Origin of the sequence: Xanthomonas cannabis (genome assembly GCF_040616535.1) — a bacterium.
In the GTDB taxonomy this organism is placed as follows: Bacteria; Pseudomonadota; Gammaproteobacteria; order Xanthomonadales; family Xanthomonadaceae; genus Xanthomonas; species Xanthomonas cannabis.
In genome coordinates this window covers 2,673,542-2,691,022 of record NZ_CP136580.1, presented here as the reverse complement: position 1 = coordinate 2,691,022, position 17,481 = coordinate 2,673,542, and the positions used below count along the sequence as shown (strand labels likewise).

Below are 17,481 nucleotides of genomic sequence, written 5' to 3'. Positions count from 1 at the left end.
AGGGTAACCGCGCGATTCTAGCCCGTTGCGGCAGGATGGCGAACCGGCACCGTGACACCGGTAACCGGATGGGCTGCGTTCAGCCCCGGAGATCGCAAGCTCCATACACTTACGTATTGCCCGGCTGCGCCTTCCTGGTACTGATGCGACCTTCTCCGTTCTTCATGCTGCTGTGTGTCCTGGCCTGGCAGGCAACCTCGGTGCACGCGGCAGAGCCGGACCCCAAGAACCGGGTCGTGGTGATCGAGAACGTGAAGCTGGACTACGCGCAGGTGCTCAATGTGGAGCCGGTCTACCAGACCTTGCGCGCCACCCGCATCGAAGAACAGTGCGAGTCCGAGCAGGCGGCCCAGGTGGCGGCCACGCCGGCCGAGGACGAAGGGCGCATCAACCGCATGGTTGATTCGGTCAAGGAAATGTTCTCGCGGCGTCCCGAGCCGGCGGCGCCTGCGGCGGTGCCGCCGACCAGCACGCGCCGCAACTGCAAGGTGGTGGAAGTGCCGCGCGAGTTCCGGCGCCCGATCGCCTTCGACGTGGATTACGTCTACAAGGGCACCAAATACCGCTCGCGGTTACCGGAAGATCCGGGCAACCGGCTGCGCATCCGGGTCTCGGTGACCCCGTACATTCCCGATGCCATCGTCGCGCCGCCGCGATGAGACGTATAGCGGTTGCGCCGTGCCCGCATGCATGCGAGGATTCGCGCCCTATGCAAGCAAACCCCTTTCAGCACGACACCAGCGCCGCCCGGATGGCCTCCGGCATGACCTCGCGTGCCCGCCGACCGGAATCCCACATTTTCGCTGGGTAACCGGGGCGTTTTGCTGTCCGTCGTTGAGAACCCAGCCCGCAGGCTGGGTTTTTTTGTTTTGGCGTCACGAAAGTTTCAACCGCAAGAAACGCGCATGTCGCGCACCCCGTCGCTCCTGGCGGACCACGCAGCAGCAGCACGCAGCAAAGGATCGATCGATGTCACTGAAGCACTTCTTGAACACCCAGGACTGGAGCCGCGCCGAACTGGACGCGCTGTTGACCCAGGCCGCGCTGTTCAAACGCAACAAGCTGGGAAGCGAGCTGAAGGGCAAGTCGATCGCGCTGGTGTTCTTCAACCCGTCGATGCGCACCCGCACCAGTTTCGAGCTGGGCGCGTTCCAACTGGGTGGGCATGCGGTGGTGCTGCAGCCGGGCAAGGATGCGTGGCCCATCGAGTTCAACCTGGGCACGGTGATGGACGGTGACACCGAGGAGCACATCGCTGAAGTGGCGCGCGTGCTGGGGCGCTATGTCGACCTGATCGGCGTGCGCGCGTTTCCGAAGTTCGTCGACTGGTCCAAGGACCGCGAAGACCAGGTGCTCAAGAGCTTTGCCAAGTATTCGCCGGTGCCGGTGATCAACATGGAGACCATCACCCACCCATGCCAGGAGCTGGCGCATGCGCTGGCGCTGCAGGAGCATTTCGGCACGCAGGATCTGCGCGGCAAGAAGTACGTGCTGACCTGGACCTACCACCCCAAGCCGCTCAACACCGCGGTAGCCAATTCCGCGCTGACGATCGCCACCCGCATGGGCATGGACGTGACCCTGCTGTGCCCGACGCCGGACTACATCCTGGACCAGCGCTACATGGACTGGGCGGCGCAGAACGTGGCCGAAAGCGGCGGTTCGCTGCAGGTGAGCCATGACATCGACAGCGCCTATGCCGGCGCCGATGTGGTGTATGCCAAGAGCTGGGGCGCGCTGCCGTTCTTCGGCAACTGGGAGCCGGAAAAGCCGATCCGCGACCAGTACCAGCACTTCATCGTCGACGAACGCAAGATGGCGCTGACCAACAACGGCGTGTTCTCGCATTGCCTGCCGCTGCGTCGCAACGTCAAGGCCACCGATGCGGTGATGGATTCGCCCAACTGCATCGCCATCGATGAAGCCGAGAACCGTCTGCATGTGCAGAAGGCGATCATGGCTGCCCTGGTGGGCCAGGGCAGCCGGGATTCGTGATTGGGGATTAGGGATTCGCAACGGCGAACTCCGCTCCCGACCTAACTTAGTCAACTTCTAAAGAGACCCCCATGTCGCAACAGACCGCTTCCACCAATCCCGAATCCCCAATCTCCAATCCCGGCAGCAAAGATATCGTCCTCGCTTTCTCCGGTGGTCTCGACACAAGCTTCTGCATTCCGTATCTGCAGGAACGCGGCTATGCGGTGCATACCGTGTTCGCCGACACCGGCGGGGTGGATGCCGAAGAGCGTGAGTTCATCGAGAAGCGTGCCGCCGAACTGGGCGCCGCCAGCCATGTCACCGTCGATGGCGGTCCGGCGATCTGGGAAGGCTTCGTCAAGCCGTTCGTGTGGGCGGGCGAGGGCTACCAGGGCCAGTATCCGTTGCTGGTATCGGACCGTTACCTGATCGTGGATGCCGCGCTCAAGCGCGCTGAAGAACTGGGCACGCGCATCATTGCGCATGGCTGCACCGGCATGGGCAACGATCAGGTGCGTTTCGACCTGGCGGTAAAGGCACTGGGCGATTACCAGATCGTCGCGCCGATCCGTGAAATCCAGAAGGAACACACGCAGACGCGTGCCTACGAGCAGAAGTACCTGGAAGCGCGCGGCTTCGGCGTGCGTGCCAAGCAGCAGGCCTACACCATCAACGAGAACCTGCTGGGCCTGACCATGTCCGGCGGCGAGATCGACCGTTGGGAAGCGCCGGGCGAGGGTGCACGTGGCTGGTGCGCGCCGCGCAGCGCGTGGCCGACCGAGGCACTGACGGTGACGCTGAAGTTCGTCGAGGGCGAGGCCGTCGAGCTCGATGGCAAGCCGCTGCCGGGTGCGAAGATCCTGGCCAAGCTCAACACCTTGTTCGCGCAATACGGCGTGGGCCGCGGCGTCTACACCGGCGACACCGTGATCGGCCTGAAGGGCCGCATCGTGTTCGAGGCACCGGGTCTGATTTCGCTGCTCACCGCGCACCGTGCGCTGGAGGATGCGGTGCTGACCAAGCAGCAGAACCGCTTCAAGCCGGACGTGGCGCGCAAGTGGGTGGAGCTGGTGTACGAAGGTTTCTACCACGACCCGCTCAAGACCGACATCGAGGCATTCCTGAAGTCCTCGCAGGCCAAGGTCAACGGCGAAGTCACGCTGGAAACCCGCGGTGGCCGCGTCGATGCGGTGGCGGTGCGTTCGCCGCACCTGCTCAACACCAAGGGCGCGACGTATGCGCAATCGGCCGACTGGGGTGTGGAAGAAGCCGAAGGCTTCATCAAGTTGTTCGGGATGAGCTCCACGTTGTATGCGCAGGTGAACCGCTGAGGCAATCGCTCCGCAGACGACGTTGCTTCTCCCGCATGCGGGAGAAGGTGGCGCATAGCGCCGGATGAGGGCAGCGCCGGATGAGGGCGACCTGCCGCATGCCCCCATCCGCCCTGTCGGCACCTTCCCCCGCAGGCGGGGGAAGGGCTGGATGGGCGTTGGAACGATCGACCCACGCTGCCCGACGCACTCAAAAAAGACCAATCACACGCGACCCGATGCAATCAAGACGCGATCAATGACCACACTGCTCGACAACACACTGACGCATCTGCAACAGCTGGTGTCTTTCGACACCCGCAACCCGCCGCGTGCGATCACCACCGGTGGCATCTTCGAGTACCTGCGCGCGCAATTGCCGGGGTTCGAGGTCGAGGTGATCGACCACGGCGACGGGGCCGTCAGCCTGTATGCGGTACGCGGCACGCCGAAGTACCTGTTCAATGTGCATCTGGATACCGTGCCGGATTCGCCGCACTGGAGTGCCGACCCGCACGTGATGCGGCGCACCGACGACCGCGTGATCGGGCTGGGCGTGTGCGATATCAAGGGCGCGGCAGCGGCGTTGGTGGCGGCGGCCAATGCCGGCGATGGCGACGCAGCGTTTCTGTTCTCGTCAGACGAAGAAGCCAACGACCCGCGCTGTATCGCGGCGTTTCTGGCGCGCGGCCTGCCGTATGAGGCGGTGCTGGTGGCCGAGCCCACTATGAGCGAAGCGGTGCTGGCACACCGCGGCATCAGCTCGGTGCTGATGCGGTTTGCCGGCCGCGCCGGTCATGCATCGGGCAAGCAGGACCCTTCTGCAAGCGCCTTGCACCAGGCGATGCGCTGGGGCGGCAAGGCGCTGGATCATGTCGAGTCGCTGGCGCATGCACGCTTCGGCGGGTTGACCGGATTGCGCTTCAACATCGGCCGTGTCGATGGCGGCATCAAGGCCAACATGATTGCGCCGGCGGCCGAGCTGCGGTTCGGCTTCCGCCCGTTGCCATCGATGGACGTGGATGGCCTGCTGGCGACCTTCGCCGGGTTTGCCGATCCGGTAGCAGCGCATTTCGAAGAAACCTTTCGCGGCCCGAGCCTGCCCTCAGGCGACATCGCGCGTGCAGAAGAACGTCGCCTGGCCGCGCGCGACGTGGCTGATGCGCTGGACCTGCCGATCGGCAATGCGGTGGACTTCTGGACCGAGGCCTCGTTGTTTTCGGCAGGCGGCTACACCGCGCTGGTCTACGGTCCGGGCGATATCGCGCAGGCGCACACCGCCGATGAGTTCATCACCCTGGAGCAACTGCAGCGTTACGCCGAGTCGGTGCACCGCATCATCAACGGTTCCCTGTAACCGCCTTCCGCGCCTGGCGCATCCCTTCCTCTTTCGATCACGGCAATGTCCCTCTCCGCACAGCCCCACAAACAGACCCGCCAAACCATCGTGCGCCTGCTTTCGAGCATGGCCAGCGCCAAGGAAATCAGCCAGTACCTCAAGCGTTTTTCGCAGCTGGATGCCAAGCGCTTTGCAGTGGTCAAGGTGGGCGGCGCAGTGCTGCGCGACGACCTGGACGCACTGACCTCGTCGCTGTCGTTCCTGCAGGAAGTAGGGCTGACGCCGATCGTCCTGCACGGTGCGGGCCCGCAGCTGGATGCCGAGCTGTCGGCGGCGGGCATCGAAAAACAGACCGTCAACGGCCTGCGGGTGACCTCGCCGGAAGCGCTGGCGATCGTGCGCAAGGTGTTCCAGGCGTCCAACCTCAAGCTGGTGGAGGCGCTGCAGCAGAACGGCGCGCGTGCGACGTCGATCACCGGTGGTGTGTTCGAGGCGCAGTATCTGGATCGCGATACGTATGGCCTGGTGGGCGAGGTCAAGGCGGTCAATTTGGCGCCGATCGAAGCCAGCCTGCAGGCTGGCTCCATCCCGGTGATCACCAGCCTGGGCGAAACGCCCAGCGGGCAGATCCTCAACGTCAATGCGGATTTCGCCGCCAACGAACTGGTCCAGGAGCTGCAGCCGTACAAGATCATCTTCCTCACCGGCACCGGCGGCCTGCTGGACGCCGATGGCAAGCTGATCGATTCGATCAACCTGTCCACCGAGTTCGATCATCTGATGCAGCAGCCGTGGATCAATGGCGGCATGCGGGTGAAGATCGAGCAGATCAAGGACTTGCTCGACCGCCTGCCGCTGGAATCGTCGGTGTCGATCACCCGGCCGGCAGACCTGGCCAAGGAGCTGTTCACGCACAAGGGCTCGGGCACGCTGGTGCGGCGTGGCGAGCGCGTGCTGCGCGCCAGCTTGTGGGACGAACTGGATCTGCCGCGGCTGACCTCGCTGATTGAATCAAGCTTTGGCCGCACGCTGGTACCGGACTATTTCAGCACCACCAAGCTGCTGCGTGCCTATGTGAGCGAAAACTATCGCGCTGCGGTGATCCTGACCGACGAAGGCCAGTTCGGTGCCGGCCGGCTGACCTACCTGGACAAGTTCGCCGTGCTCGACGATGCGCAAGGCGAGGGCCTGGGCCGCGCGGTGTGGAACGTGATGCGCGAAGAAACGCCGCAGCTGTTCTGGCGCTCGCGTCACAACAACCAGGTCAATATCTTCTATTACGCCGAATCCGACGGCTGCATCAAGCAGGAAAAGTGGAAGGTGTTCTGGTACGGGCTGGAAAATTTCGAGCAGATCCAGCACTGCGTGGCGCATTGCGCGACGCGTCAGCCGACCTTGCTGGGCTGAGTGCGATGACATCCGTTGCGTTGCCATCGTCGTGGAGCCAGCTGCCTGTCCTGCGTGGGCAGCACGCCACGCTTGAGCCCTTGCAGACAGCCCATGCCGACGGCATGCGTGTTGCGCTGGGCGACGGGGCGTTGTCGCAGCTGTGGTACACCGGCGTGCCGGCACCTGCCCAGGTGGATGCCTACATTGCGGCCGCCCTGGCGGCGCGCGCCGATGGCACTGCGCTGCCGTACGTGGTGCGCGATGCCGCCGGCGAGATCGTGGGCTGCACGCGCTACTACGCCCTGGATGCCAGCGTGCCACGGCTGTCGATCGGCTACACCTGGTACGCGCCACGCGTGCAGCGCAGCGGCGTCAACACCCAAGTCAAGCTGATGTTGCTGCAGCATGCGTTCGAGACGCTGGGCTGCCTGAGCGTGGTGTTCGAGACCAGCTGGTTCAATCACACCTCGCGCGCGGCGATCGCGCGGCTGGGCGCAAAGCAGGACGGCGTGCTGCGCAATCACACCCGCCATGCCGACGGCACGCCGCGCGATACCGTGGTGTTCTCCATCATCGATACGGAATGGGCCGGGGTGAAACGCCACCTGCAGTTCCGCCTGGAAGCAAACGCATGACTGCTCAAACAATGACAACGATCGGGATTGTCGGCGCACGCGGGCACACCGGTTCGGAACTGATCAAGCTGGTGCAGGCGCACCCGCATCTGCAGCTGGTTTTTGTGTCCTCGCGTGAACTGGCCGGCCAGCCCGTGGCCGAGCATAACCAGGCCTATGAGGGCGAGTTGCATTACGAAAGCCTGGATGCCGATGCGGTGGCTGCCAAGGCCGCCGACGTGGTGATTCTGGCCTTGCCGAACGGCAAGGCCGAGCCTTTCGTCGCAGCGATCGACGCAGCCAGGCCGCAGACGGTGTTGATCGATCTGTCCGCCGATTACCGCTTCGATCCGGCCTGGTACTACGGGCTGCCGGAGCTGACGCGCGCCAGGTACGCCGGGCAGAAGCGCATCAGCAACCCGGGCTGCTATGCCACCGCCATGCAGCTGACCATCGCGCCGTTGCTCGATCAACTGGCCGGTCCACCGCAGTGCTTCGGCGTGTCCGGCTATTCCGGTGCGGGCACCACGCCGTCGGACAAGAACAACCCCGCGTTGCTGGCGGACAACCTGATGCCGTATGCGCTGACCAACCATATGCACGAGCGCGAAGTGTCTGCGCAGCTCGGCGTGCCGGTGGAATTCATGCCGCATGTCGCGCCGCATTTCCGTGGCATCACCATGACCGTCAACCTGTGGTTGCAGCAGCCGCTGACGCGCGAGCAGATCCAGGCGCGCTATGCGCAGCGGTACGCCGACGAGCCACTGATCGAGATGGTCGAAGAGGCGCCGTGGGTGAGCCGCATCGCCGGCAAGCACGGTGTGCAGATCGGTGGTGTCACGTCGGCACCCGGCAACAAGCGCGTGGTGGTGGTGGCAACGCTGGACAACCTGCTCAAGGGCGCCGCTACCCAGGCCATGCAGAACCTCAACCTGGCGCTGGGCTGGGACGAGCTGATGGCAATTCCACTGTAATCGTCGGGACCGGGTCCCCGGTCCCGCAAAAGGACCCCCAATGACCAATCTGTTGTGGCAAAAACCCGGCGTGGCGGTGGACGCCAAGATCCAGAGCTTCCTGGCCGGCGACGACGTCATCCTGGACCGCGAGTTCTTCCTGCACGACATCGCTGCCAGCAAGGCGCATGCGCAGGGGCTGCAGCACATCGGCATCCTGTCGCTGCAGGAGCTGGGCGGTCTGAGCGAGCAGCTCGATCTGCTGGCCGACGACTTCCGCAGCGGTGCGTTCGTGCTCGATGAACAGTACGAGGACTGCCATTCGGCCATCGAAGCGCGCCTGACCGAGCGTCTGGGCGATGCCGGCCGCAAGATCCACACCGGGCGCAGCCGCAACGATCAGATCCTGGTCGCCACGCGGCTGTGGTTGAAGGACAAGCTGCAGCGTGTGGCGACGCTTAGCGCGGAGATCGCCAAGGTGGCGCTGGACCGTGCGCAGGCCGAGGCCGATTTGCCGGTGCCCGGTTACACGCACATCCAGCGGGCGGTGGTGTCGTCGGCCGGCATGTGGTGGGCGGGCTGGGCGGAAGCCTTTATCGACAATGCAGTGCGCGCCACCGACACCTTGCAGCTGGTGGACAGCAATCCGCTCGGCACCGCCGCCGGCTATGGCGTGAACCTGCCACTGGATCGTGCGCATACCACCGCCGAGCTGGGGTTTGCGCGGCTGCAGGTCTCGCCCATCTACGCGCAGCTCTCGCGCGGCAAATACGAGCTGGCGGCGCTCGAAGCGTTGGGCAGCACCACGCTGGATCTGCGCCGGATTGCCTGGGATCTGTCGCTGTTCACCAGCGGCGAGTTCGCCTTCGTTGCATTGCCGGCGCAGTACACCACCGGCAGTTCGATCATGCCGAACAAGCGCAACCCGGACGTGATCGAACTGATGCGTGCCACCCACGCCAGCGTGGCGGCCGCGCGCACCGAGATCGAACAGCTGCTGTCGCTGCCCTCGGGCTATCACCGCGATCTGCAGAGCAGCAAGGGCGCCATCGTGCATGGCTTCGGCCGTGGTCTGGCCGCGCTGGAGCTGCTGCCGGCGTTGCTGGCCAATCTGGAATGGCGGCCGGACAAGCTGCATGCGGCCATCGATTCGGGCATGTATGCCACCGATGTGGCGGTGGAAGCGGCCGTGGCCGGTGTGCCGTTCCGCGAGGCCTACAAGGCCGCAGCCGAATCGTCCGACACTGCAGGTCAGGGACGTACGCCGGAAGGCAGCCTGGCCGCACGCGTCTCGCCGGGCGCCGCTGCGGACCTGCAACTGGATGTGCTGCGTGCCCGTTGGGAGGCGCTGCGCTGATGGCCATGATCAGCACCGACAGCGCAGAGCATTACCCCTGGGGCGAGGCCTGCGACGGCTGGCACCTGTTGCGCGACCCCAACCTGAGCGTGCTTGAAGAGCACATGCCGCCGGGCGCTGCGGAGTTGCGCCACCGGCACAGCCGCGCGCGGCATTTTTTTTATGTGTTGTCCGGCGAGGTGATGCTGCAGCTGGACGGCGAGCGGCATGTACTGCGCGCCGGGCAAAGCCTGCACGTGCCGCCGGGTTCCACCCATCAGATGCACAATCTTGCGGATGTGGAAGCGCGGTTCCTGGTGATTTCCACGCCGTTCGGCCGCAACGAGCCCAAGCCCGCCGCCGATAGCGAGGCAGGCTGATGTCCACACGTTATCTGGTGCTGGCGATGCGCAATCCGCAGTTTCCTGCCGATGTGGTGGCGCCGCATCGCGCATTTCTCGACGCGCTGCGCGCGGCCGGGCAGCTCGAACTGACCGGTGGCTTCAGCGACGGCAGCGGCGGTGCGTATGTGCTTGTCAACGTGCAGGGCCTGGCGCAGGCGCAGCAGATCGTGGCACGCGACCCGTTGGTGCTGCGCGGCGCATCGACGCTGACCGTGCACGAGTGGAACACGCACTGAGCCGCCGCCGACATGACCACGCCTGCAAGCCCTTCGCCTTTCATCGAGCAGCCCCTGCCGCCGTGGCGGCGCGCGGTACTCAAGGTCGGCAGCAGCCTGCTCGCTGCCGATGGCGGGGGCTTGTCGCCGCGCTTCGCGCTGGGGCTGGCGCAGTTCGTATCGGCCAATCTGATCGCCGGGCGCGAGCTTGTGATCGTGTCGTCGGGCGCCGTGGCTGCCGGCCGCGCGATCCTGCCGAAGGCCGCCGAGATCGGCGCGCCGATCGCCGCGCGGCAGGCGCTGGCGGCATTGGGCCAGGCGCAGTTGATCGCGCTCTGGCAGCGCTTTTTCGAGCGCCCGGTGGCGCAGGTGTTGCTCACCCACGACGACCTGCGTAACCGCCGCCGCTATCTCAACGCACGCGCCACCCTGGGCGAATTGCTGCGGCTGGGCGCGTTGCCGGTGATCAACGAAAACGACACCGTCTCGGTGGACGAGCTCAAGCTGGGCGACAACGACAACCTGGCCGCAATCGTGGCCGCGCTGGTCGATGCCGATGCCTTGTTCATTGCCACCGACATCGATGGCCTGTACAGCGCCGATCCACGCAGCAATCCGCTGGCGCGACCCCTGGACGATGTGCCCGAACTGACCCCGCAGGTGCTGGCCATGGCCGGCGGCAGCGGCAGCAGCGTGGGTACCGGCGGCATGCGCACCAAGCTGGAGGCCGCCGCCAAGGCCGGCGCGGCCGGCATTGAGACCTATCTGTTCAATGGCCGCAGTGGCGATGTGGTGCGCGGCCTGGCGCAGGGTCGCCTGCATGGCACGCGGATCCATGCCGCGCGCACGCGCATCGCCGCCCGCAAGTACTGGCTGCGCCACGCACCGGTGGAGGCGGGCGCAATCCTGATCGATGCCGGTGCCGCCGCCGCGCTGACCGACAAGGGCGCCTCGCTGCTGCCGGGCGGGGTGGCCGGCGCGGAGGGCGATTTCCGGCGCGGCGACATGGTGGAGATCCGCCTGCGCGATCATGATGGCGAGCGTTGCCTGGCGCGCGGCGTCAGCCAGTATTCGGCGGTGGATATCCGCCGCATCGCACGCCGCCATTCGCGCGAGATCGACAGCGTGCTTGGGTATAGCTATGGCGAGAACGTGGTGCATCGCGATGATTTGGTGCTTTTGTAGCCGGGATTGGGGATTCGGGAGTGGGGATTCGCAAACGCCTGTGCATTGCGTTTTCCAACCACCGCCTCCGCGTCCGGGTGACTGATCCCCGTGTAGTGGTAAAACGAGACGGACTGTTTTTACCAATCCCCAATCCCGACTCCCAAATCCCGGCCCTCCAATGACCATCAAATCCCTCGCCCTGCAATGCCGTGATGCGGCGCAGGTGCTCTCGCAACTTTCTGCGCAGGCCAAGCAGGACCTGCTCGAGGCGATGGCTGCCGCGCTGGAAGCCGATGCCGCATCGATCCTTGCCGCCAACGCGCGCGATCTTGAAGCCGCCCGCGCCAAGGGCACCGGCACGGCCATGCTCGACCGGCTGGCGCTGGACGACGCCCGTCTGGCTGGCATCGCTGCCGCGCTGCGCGAGGTGGCGCAATTGCCCGATCCGGTCGGCCAGGTCACGCGCGAGGATGTTCGCCCCAATGGCATCGTCGTGCAGAAGGTGCGCGTGCCGCTGGGGGTGATTGCAATGATCTACGAAGCGCGCCCGAATGTGACTGCCGATGCGGCAGCGCTGTGCATCAAGGCCGGCAATGGCGTGATCCTGCGCGGTGGCTCCGAAGCAATCCACTCCAACACCGCCATTGCGCATGCCTTGCAGCGTGCCTTGCGCGCGGCCGATATCCCTGAAGCGGCATTGACGCTGGTGCAGGATCTGCGCCGCGAGACCATGCTGGAGTTGCTGCAGCTCAGCGATATCGTCGACCTGGCGATCCCGCGCGGTGGCGAGGGGCTGATCCGCTTCGTCGCCGAACATGCGCGGGTGCCGGTGATCAAGCATTACAAGGGCGTGTGCCATCTATTTGTGGATGCTTCGGCCAACGTGGAGCTTGCGGTGCGCCTGCTGATCGATGGCAAGGCAAGCCGCCCCTCGGCCTGCAACGCCCTGGAAACCCTGCTGGTGCACGCGGAGGTGGCAGAGCGCTTTCTGCCCGCCGCTGCCGCCGCATTGCGCGCGCGTCACGTCGAACTGCGTGGCGACGCGGCAACACGTGCGCTGCTGCCGGAGATCGCGCTGGCCACCGATGACGACTATGCCGCCGAATATCTCGAGCTGATCCTGGCCATTCGCGTGGTGCCGGATCTGGACACGGCGCTGGCCCATATCCGCCGGTACGGCTCGGACCATACCGAAGTGATCGCCACCCAGGACGCAGCCAACGCCGACAAGTTCGTGCAGTCGCTGCGCTCGGCGGTGGTGATGGTCAATGCCTCTTCGCGGTTTTCCGATGGCGGCGAACTCGGCCTGGGCGCGGAGATCGGCATCTCGACAACGCGGCTGCATTCGTATGGGCCGATGGGTTTGGAGGCACTCACCGTGGAGCGGTTCGTGGTGCGCGGCGAGGGGCAGGTGCGGCACTGACGCACTCAGCGGCGCCGTTGGCGTGGCGCGCGTCTGCGCCGGTTGGTATGTCCCTGCGCGCAGCGAGGAGTTACGCACTGCGGGTTAGTCCGCGGAGGCATCGGCACCGCCTTGGCGGCATCGGCTTCGGCCTGGCTGACGAAACCCTGGTCGGCCATGCGCTGCAGCACGTGGTTGGCCTCGGGTACCGCGACACGGTGCCGCAGCGGAGCCGCAGAGAGCCACCGCAGATGCCGGCAGCGCGCCGCTGCAGCGCGCCGGCCTTGCGCCGGTTGGCGTGCGCGCCGCAAGTTCCGGGTTCAGAGCTCGCCACCACTTCGGGACAGGCGCGCAGTCGACGGTCGCGCATCCGGGCCGTCAGTCAGTCAGTCAGCGCCACAGAGACTCGGGCCGTCGCACGCCGCAACCACGACCTTTGACACTCCCCCGGCAGCCCGGCGTCTGCCTACAGTCGACGATTGCCCCCCGCACACTCCGGAGTTGTCGATGCGCCGCCTTGCCGCCTGCCTGCTCGCCACCGCCATTGCCGCCAGCACCGGCAGCGCCTTCGCCCAGACCGCAGCAATGACGCCGGACATCACCGGCAAGCCGTTCGTGGCCGGCGATGCCGCCAACGACTACATCAAGCGCGAGGTGATGATCCCGATGCGCGACGGGGTCAAGCTGCATACGGTGATCGTGCTGCCCAAGGGCGCGCGCAACGCGCCGATGGTGCTCACGCGCACCCCGTACAACGCCAGCGGGCGCACCGAGCGCATGGCATCGCCGCATATGAAGGACCTGCTGGCGCAGGGCGACGACGTATTCGTGGAAGGCAGCTACATCCGCGTGATCCAGGACGTGCGCGGCAAGTACGGCTCCGAAGGCGATTACGTGATGACCCGGCCGCTGCGCGGTGCGCTCAATCCCAGCGAGGTGGACCATGCCACCGATGCCTGGGACACCATCGACTGGCTGGTGAAAAACGTGAAGGAGTCCAACGGCAAGGTCGGCATGATCGGCTCGTCCTACGAAGGTTTCACCGTGGTGATGGCGCTGACCAACCCGCATCCGGCGCTCAAGGTGGCGGTGCCGGAAAGCCCGATGATCGACGGCTGGATGGGCGACGACTGGTTCAACTACGGCGCGTTCCGCCAGGTGAACTTCGACTACTTCACCGGCCAGCTCACCCAGCGCGGCAAGGGCACCGGCATCGCGCGGCAGGGGCACGACGACTACAGCAACTTCCTGCGTGCCGGCTCGGCCGGCGACTTCGCCAGGGCCGCCGGCCTCGAGCAGTTGCCGTGGTGGCACAAGCTCACCGAACACGCCGCCTACGATGCGTTCTGGCAGGAGCAGGCGCTGGACAAGGTGATGGCGCGCACGCCACTGAAGGTGCCCACGATGTGGCTGCAAGGCCTGTGGGATCAGGAAGACATGTGGGGCGCGGTTCATAGCTACGCGGCGATGGAGCCGCGTGACAAGGGCAATACGCTCAACTACCTGGTGATGGGCCCGTGGCGGCACAGCCAGGTGAACTACGATGGCGGTTCGCTGGGCGCGCTGAACTTCAACGGCGATACCGCGCGGCAGTTCCGCTCCGAGGTGCTGCGCCCGTTCTTCGACCAGTACCTGGTCGACGGCGCGCCCAAGGCCAGCACACCGCCGGTGTTCATCTACAACACCGGCGAGAACCACTGGGACCGCCTGCAAGCCTGGCCGCGCAGCTGCGCCAAGGGCTGCGCGGCGGCGAGCAGGCCGCTGTATCTGCAGGCCGGTGGCAAGTTGTCGTTCAAGGCGCCGGCAGCCGGGCAGCCCGGCTTCGAAGAGTACGTCTCCGACCCGGCCAAGCCGGTGCCGTTCGTGCCACGCCCGGTGGATTTTGGCGACCGCAGCATGTGGACCACCTGGCTGGTGCACGACCAGCGCTTTGTCGACGGCCGCCCGGACGTGCTGACCTTCGTCACCGAGCCGTTGACCGAGCCGCTGCAGATCGCCGGCGCACCGGAGGTGCATCTGCAGGCGTCCACCAGCGGCAGCGACAGCGACTGGGTGGTCAAGCTGATCGACGTGTATCCGGACGAGATGGCATCGGACCCGAAGATGGGTGGCTACGAGTTGCCGGTGTCGCTGGCGATCTTCCGCGGCCGCTACCGCGAGAGCTTCAGCACGCCCAAGCCACTGGCGGCCAACCAGCCGCTGGCGTACCAGTTCGGTTTGCCGACTGCCAACCACACCTTCCAGCCGGGCCATCGGGTGATGGTGCAGGTGCAGTCCAGCCTGTTCCCGCTCTACGACCGCAACCCGCAGACCTACGTGCCCAATATCTTCTTCGCCAAGCCGGGCGAGTATCAGAAGGCCACGCAACGGGTGTACGTGAGCCCCGAGCAGCCCAGCTACATCAGTCTGCCGGTGCGTTGACCGCACGGGCGCCGCGTGCCGGCTGCGCCCAGCTGTCTTCCAGCAGTTGCGGACGGCAGGCCACCCAGGCGGCGGCCAGCTGCACCAGGATGCAGATCACCAGGAACACGAACGGGGAGGTCCAGCCGCCGCGGTGGGCGTGCAGCCAGCCGAACAGAAACGGTCCCAGGCAGCTCATCGCATAGCCCATGCCTTGCGAGAACCCGGACAGTGCGGCCGAGCCGGCCGCGGTGCGGCTGCGCTGGTTGACCAGCACCAGCGCCAGCGGAAAGGTGCTCGGGCCCAGGCCGAGCAGGGTCACCCACAGGATCGGCGCGGCCAGCGGTGCCCACCACAGCCCGGCGAACGCGATCAGATGACAGGCCGCGCACGCCAGCACGATCGGGAAGGGGTTGCGCATGCGCACCGCCAGCGCCGGCATGGTCAGCGCACCCACCATGCCCAGCGCCGCGAACAACGCCACCATGGTGCCGCCGAAGGCAGGCGAGGCGCCGGCTTCGCGCAGCAGCGTGGGCAACCAGGTGAACATGGAATAGGTAACCAACGACGTCATGCCGAAGGTGACCGCCATGCTCCAGCCCAGCGCGGTGCGTGCGACCCGGCCCTCGGCCTCCGGGGTCGGGGTGACCGGCGCCGGGCCGGTGGCGCGCAGGCGACCCTGGCTGGCGTGCACCAGCGCCCACGCCGCCAATGCCAGCAGAGCCGGCATCACCCACACCACCATCGAGCTGCGCCAGCCCAGCGCATCGGCCACCGGCACCGCCAGCAACGCCGGCAGCAAGGTGCCCACCTGCAGCACGGTGATGTACAGCGTGCTGACGCGGCCCACGCGGTCGCCGAAATAGCGTTTCACCAACGGCGGCAGCACCACGTTGCCCATGCCCATGCCGGCCAGCGCCACCAGCGAGCCGAGCAGCAGCCCGGTGGTGCCCGGCAACAGCGGCCGCAAGACCATGCCAAGCGTCGCCAGCGCCATCGACAACAAGGCAGTACGCAACAAGCCGATGCGACGCAACACCGCCGGGGTCGCCACACCAGTCAACGCAAAGGCAGCGGTGGGCAACATGCCCAGCGCACCCATCGTCGGTGCACCGAAGGCGTATTCGTCGGCGATACGCTCGAGTAGCGGCGTCAGCGAGGTCACCGCAGTGCGCAGGTTGAAGGCCGACAACAAAATGGCAGCCAGCACCAGGCCGCGACCACGCAATTGGGCGGACGAGGAAGCGGCGGCGGTGACAACAGACATGACAGACCATCCGCACCGTACACATGCGTGCGACGGCGCCTGAAAACACAAAACCGGCACGAGGCCGGTTTTGTGTTTTGAAACTGGTCGGGGAGACAGGATTCGAACCTGCGACCTCTACGTCCCGAACGTAGCGCTCTACCAGACTGAGCTACACCCCGAAGGAGCCGCGTATGTTACATAGGGAATGCGGAATCGGCAAGCATCTTGCGCAATTATTTTTACTGCGGCGGTTGGATGCGCTCGGGCTCGCGTGCTTCGAACCACATGCCGTTGAGCACTGCGGCCAGTGCCGCCAGGCCGGTACCGAGAATCCAGGCGAAGTACCACATGATGTTGCTCCTCGAATCGTTGCGAAAGTGGGATGGCGAACGCGGCGGCGCCATTGCGCTGGTGTCGCCGCAAGAACGTGAGATGAAGCGCCAGCGCCACGAACCGGGCAGTCATTGCCCGGTTGCGTAGCGCGAAGCAGCCACCGCGTGCGAGCGCACCAGGCCGCTACCGAAGCACGCCGCACCGCGGTGGGCGACGTCGGTCGGGTGGGCGGCCGCCCTCAATACGCGTTGGGATTGGCCGACAGTTCGTCGTCGGTGACCTTGCCCCTGAGCACGCGATACACCCACGTCGTGTAGGCCAGGATGATCGGCATGAACATGGTGGTGGCCAGCAGCATGATCCACAACGTGAGCCGGCTGCTGGAGGCATCCCACAGCGTCAGGCTGGCGCTCGGTGCAGTGGAGGAGGGCAACAGGAACGGAAACAGCGCAAGGCCCACGGTGAAGACGATGCCCACGATGGCGCTGCCCGAGGCGATGAAGGCCAGGCCGCCACGCCGCACGCGCAACAGCACGGCGCTCATGGCGAGCCCGAGCAGCCCGACCAAGGGGGCCAGCAAGGTGGCCGGCATGCTGCTGTAGTTGTGCAGCCAGCCGCCGGCGGCGGTGAGTGCAGCGGACTTGGCCAGTGGATTGGTCTGCGCGTCGGTCGCCAGCACCGAGGTCACCGCATAGCCGGGCAGGCCAAGCGCGACCCAGGCACCGGCCGCGGCAAACACGCCCACTGCAATCAGCGCCGCGATGCTGCCAAAACGCGCCGCACGCTCGGCCACCGGGCCATCGGTCTTGAGCACCAGCATGGCCGCACCATGCGCAACCAGCATCGCCACGCTGAGCACACCGGCCAGCAACGCAAACGGCGTCAGCAGGCCGAACAGGTTGCCGGTGTAGTACGTGCGCATGCTGTCGTCGAAATGGAACGGCACCCCCAGCAGCACATTGCCAACGGCCACGCCCATGATCAGCGCCGGGATGAAACCGCCGACAAACAGCGCCCAGTCCCAGTTGTTGCGCCAGCGCTGGCCGACCAGCTTGCCGCGGAACTTGAAGCCCACCGGGCGCAGGATCAGCGCAAACAGGATCACGAACATCGCCAGGTAGAACCCGGAAAAACTCACCGCGTACAAGGGCGGGAACGCGGCGAAGATGGCACCGCCGCCCAGGATCAGCCACACCTGGTTGCCTTCCCAGACCGGGCCGATGGTGTTGATCACCAGCCGGCGTTCGGCATCGTTGCGGGCAACCAGCGGCAGCAAGCTGCTGACGCCCAGATCGAAGCCGCCCATCACCGCGTAACCGGACAGCAATACGCCAAGCAACAGCCACCAGATCACGCGCAATGTGGTGTAGTCGAGCAAGATGAAATCCATGGT

At 65.9% G+C, this 17,481-nt stretch carries 17 protein-coding genes and 1 tRNA gene; 14 read left to right on the top strand and 4 right to left on the bottom strand.

What is annotated here, in order from left to right:
- Nucleotides 1–164 precede the first annotated feature (164 nt).
- The 13 genes from RZV17_RS11520 to RZV17_RS11460 all read left to right on the top strand — a co-directional run bounded on the left by RZV17_RS11520 (nucleotide 165) and on the right by RZV17_RS11460 (nucleotide 14,527).
- Nucleotides 165–659 carry a hypothetical protein gene (locus tag RZV17_RS11520; protein ID WP_047694959.1) on the top strand — a complete coding sequence of 165 codons (495 nt, stop codon included), beginning with the start codon at nucleotides 165–167 and terminating at the stop codon, nucleotides 657–659.
- Between the two features lie 310 nt (nucleotides 660–969).
- Complete coding sequence (locus RZV17_RS11515) at nucleotides 970–1,995, top strand: N-acetylornithine carbamoyltransferase (protein ID WP_007963158.1); 1,026 nt, start codon at nucleotides 970–972, stop codon at nucleotides 1,993–1,995.
- Nucleotides 1,996–2,066: 71 nt separating this feature from the next.
- Nucleotides 2,067–3,308: an argininosuccinate synthase gene (locus RZV17_RS11510; RefSeq protein WP_039414240.1), complete on the top strand. Its 1,242-nt coding sequence runs from the start codon at nucleotides 2,067–2,069 to the stop codon at nucleotides 3,306–3,308.
- Between the two features lie 238 nt (nucleotides 3,309–3,546).
- The gene (locus RZV17_RS11505) at nucleotides 3,547–4,644 is read left to right on the top strand and encodes an acetylornithine deacetylase (protein ID WP_179455964.1); all 1,098 of its coding nucleotides are present in this window, start codon (nucleotides 3,547–3,549) and stop codon (nucleotides 4,642–4,644) included.
- Nucleotides 4,645–4,689: 45 nt separating this feature from the next.
- On the top strand, nucleotides 4,690–6,033 hold the full coding sequence (locus RZV17_RS11500) for an acetylglutamate kinase (RefSeq protein WP_179455963.1): 1,344 nt from the start codon (nucleotides 4,690–4,692) through the stop codon (nucleotides 6,031–6,033).
- Between the two features lie 5 nt (nucleotides 6,034–6,038).
- Nucleotides 6,039–6,650, top strand: coding sequence for a GNAT family N-acetyltransferase (locus tag RZV17_RS11495; protein WP_184370866.1), 612 nt, complete (start codon nucleotides 6,039–6,041; stop codon nucleotides 6,648–6,650).
- Complete coding sequence (gene argC / locus RZV17_RS11490) at nucleotides 6,647–7,603, top strand: N-acetyl-gamma-glutamyl-phosphate reductase (protein ID WP_179455961.1); 957 nt, start codon at nucleotides 6,647–6,649, stop codon at nucleotides 7,601–7,603. The genes RZV17_RS11495 and argC overlap by 4 nt, the downstream gene beginning before the upstream one ends.
- A gap of 40 nt (nucleotides 7,604–7,643) precedes the next feature.
- Complete coding sequence (locus tag RZV17_RS11485; RefSeq protein ID WP_166744411.1) at nucleotides 7,644–8,939, top strand: argininosuccinate lyase; 1,296 nt, start codon at nucleotides 7,644–7,646, stop codon at nucleotides 8,937–8,939.
- Nucleotides 8,939–9,298, top strand: a complete 360-nt coding sequence (locus RZV17_RS11480) for a cupin domain-containing protein (protein WP_184375007.1) — start codon at nucleotides 8,939–8,941, stop codon at nucleotides 9,296–9,298. The genes RZV17_RS11485 and RZV17_RS11480 overlap by 1 nt, the downstream gene beginning before the upstream one ends.
- Nucleotides 9,298–9,558: a YciI family protein gene (locus RZV17_RS11475; protein WP_039414258.1), complete on the top strand. Its 261-nt coding sequence runs from the start codon at nucleotides 9,298–9,300 to the stop codon at nucleotides 9,556–9,558. The genes RZV17_RS11480 and RZV17_RS11475 overlap by 1 nt, the downstream gene beginning before the upstream one ends.
- A 12-nt stretch (nucleotides 9,559–9,570) precedes the next feature.
- Complete coding sequence (gene proB, locus RZV17_RS11470) at nucleotides 9,571–10,722, top strand: glutamate 5-kinase (protein WP_179455960.1); 1,152 nt, start codon at nucleotides 9,571–9,573, stop codon at nucleotides 10,720–10,722.
- A 160-nt stretch (nucleotides 10,723–10,882) separates the two neighbouring features.
- A complete protein-coding gene (locus RZV17_RS11465; RefSeq protein ID WP_179455959.1) occupies nucleotides 10,883–12,127 on the top strand; it encodes a glutamate-5-semialdehyde dehydrogenase in 1,245 nt (414 codons plus the stop codon).
- A gap of 486 nt (nucleotides 12,128–12,613) precedes the next feature.
- Complete coding sequence (locus RZV17_RS11460) at nucleotides 12,614–14,527, top strand: CocE/NonD family hydrolase (protein WP_179455958.1); 1,914 nt, start codon at nucleotides 12,614–12,616, stop codon at nucleotides 14,525–14,527.
- On the opposite strand, the gene RZV17_RS11455 is transcribed toward RZV17_RS11460, so the two are convergent.
- The 3 genes from RZV17_RS11455 to cydX form a co-directional block, all read right to left on the bottom strand.
- Complete coding sequence (locus RZV17_RS11455) at nucleotides 14,508–15,734, bottom strand: MFS transporter (protein WP_039414269.1); 1,227 nt, start codon at nucleotides 15,732–15,734, stop codon at nucleotides 14,508–14,510. The two genes, RZV17_RS11460 and RZV17_RS11455, sit on opposite strands and share 20 nt — an antisense overlap.
- A gap of 123 nt (nucleotides 15,735–15,857) precedes the next feature.
- Nucleotides 15,858–15,934: transfer RNA gene (locus RZV17_RS11450), tRNA-Pro, on the bottom strand.
- Between the two features lie 60 nt (nucleotides 15,935–15,994).
- Nucleotides 15,995–16,105, bottom strand: coding sequence for a cytochrome bd-I oxidase subunit CydX (gene cydX / locus RZV17_RS11445; protein ID WP_047696850.1), 111 nt, complete (start codon nucleotides 16,103–16,105; stop codon nucleotides 15,995–15,997).
- Between cydX and RZV17_RS11440 the strand changes: the two genes are divergently transcribed.
- Nucleotides 16,104–16,235, top strand: coding sequence for a hypothetical protein (locus RZV17_RS11440; protein ID WP_355603488.1), 132 nt, complete (start codon nucleotides 16,104–16,106; stop codon nucleotides 16,233–16,235). The two genes, cydX and RZV17_RS11440, sit on opposite strands and share 2 nt — an antisense overlap.
- Before the next feature lie 91 nt (nucleotides 16,236–16,326).
- Here RZV17_RS11440 and cydB read toward each other — a convergent pair whose 3' ends face one another.
- Nucleotides 16,327–17,478, bottom strand: a complete 1,152-nt coding sequence (gene cydB / locus RZV17_RS11435) for a cytochrome d ubiquinol oxidase subunit II (protein ID WP_355603485.1) — start codon at nucleotides 17,476–17,478, stop codon at nucleotides 16,327–16,329.
- Nucleotides 17,479–17,481: the final 3 nt, after the last annotated feature.

Excerpts from the sequence above, each read along its gene's own strand:
- RZV17_RS11520 (WP_047694959.1), top strand. The coding sequence starts at position 165 with ATGCTGCTGTGTGTCCTGGCCTGGCAGGCAACCTCGGTGCACGCGGCA.
- RZV17_RS11460 (WP_179455958.1), top strand. The coding sequence starts at position 12,614 with ATGCGCCGCCTTGCCGCCTGCCTGCTCGCCACCGCCATTGCCGCCAGC.
- RZV17_RS11485 (WP_166744411.1), top strand. The coding sequence starts at position 7,644 with ATGACCAATCTGTTGTGGCAAAAACCCGGCGTGGCGGTGGACGCCAAG.
- RZV17_RS11495 (WP_184370866.1), top strand. The coding sequence starts at position 6,039 with ATGACATCCGTTGCGTTGCCATCGTCGTGGAGCCAGCTGCCTGTCCTG.
- RZV17_RS11515 (WP_007963158.1), top strand. The coding sequence starts at position 970 with ATGTCACTGAAGCACTTCTTGAACACCCAGGACTGGAGCCGCGCCGAA.
- RZV17_RS11510 (WP_039414240.1), top strand. The coding sequence starts at position 2,067 with ATGTCGCAACAGACCGCTTCCACCAATCCCGAATCCCCAATCTCCAAT.
- cydB (WP_355603485.1), bottom strand. The coding sequence starts at position 17,478 with ATGGATTTCATCTTGCTCGACTACACCACATTGCGCGTGATCTGGTGG.
- RZV17_RS11465 (WP_179455959.1), top strand. The coding sequence starts at position 10,883 with ATGACCATCAAATCCCTCGCCCTGCAATGCCGTGATGCGGCGCAGGTG.
- argC (WP_179455961.1), top strand. The coding sequence starts at position 6,647 with ATGACTGCTCAAACAATGACAACGATCGGGATTGTCGGCGCACGCGGG.
- RZV17_RS11475 (WP_039414258.1), top strand. The coding sequence starts at position 9,298 with ATGTCCACACGTTATCTGGTGCTGGCGATGCGCAATCCGCAGTTTCCT.
- cydX (WP_047696850.1), bottom strand. The coding sequence starts at position 16,105 with ATGTGGTACTTCGCCTGGATTCTCGGTACCGGCCTGGCGGCACTGGCC.
- RZV17_RS11505 (WP_179455964.1), top strand. The coding sequence starts at position 3,547 with ATGACCACACTGCTCGACAACACACTGACGCATCTGCAACAGCTGGTG.
- proB (WP_179455960.1), top strand. The coding sequence starts at position 9,571 with ATGACCACGCCTGCAAGCCCTTCGCCTTTCATCGAGCAGCCCCTGCCG.
- RZV17_RS11500 (WP_179455963.1), top strand. The coding sequence starts at position 4,690 with ATGTCCCTCTCCGCACAGCCCCACAAACAGACCCGCCAAACCATCGTG.
- RZV17_RS11440 (WP_355603488.1), top strand. The coding sequence starts at position 16,104 with ATGATGTTGCTCCTCGAATCGTTGCGAAAGTGGGATGGCGAACGCGGC.
- RZV17_RS11480 (WP_184375007.1), top strand. The coding sequence starts at position 8,939 with ATGGCCATGATCAGCACCGACAGCGCAGAGCATTACCCCTGGGGCGAG.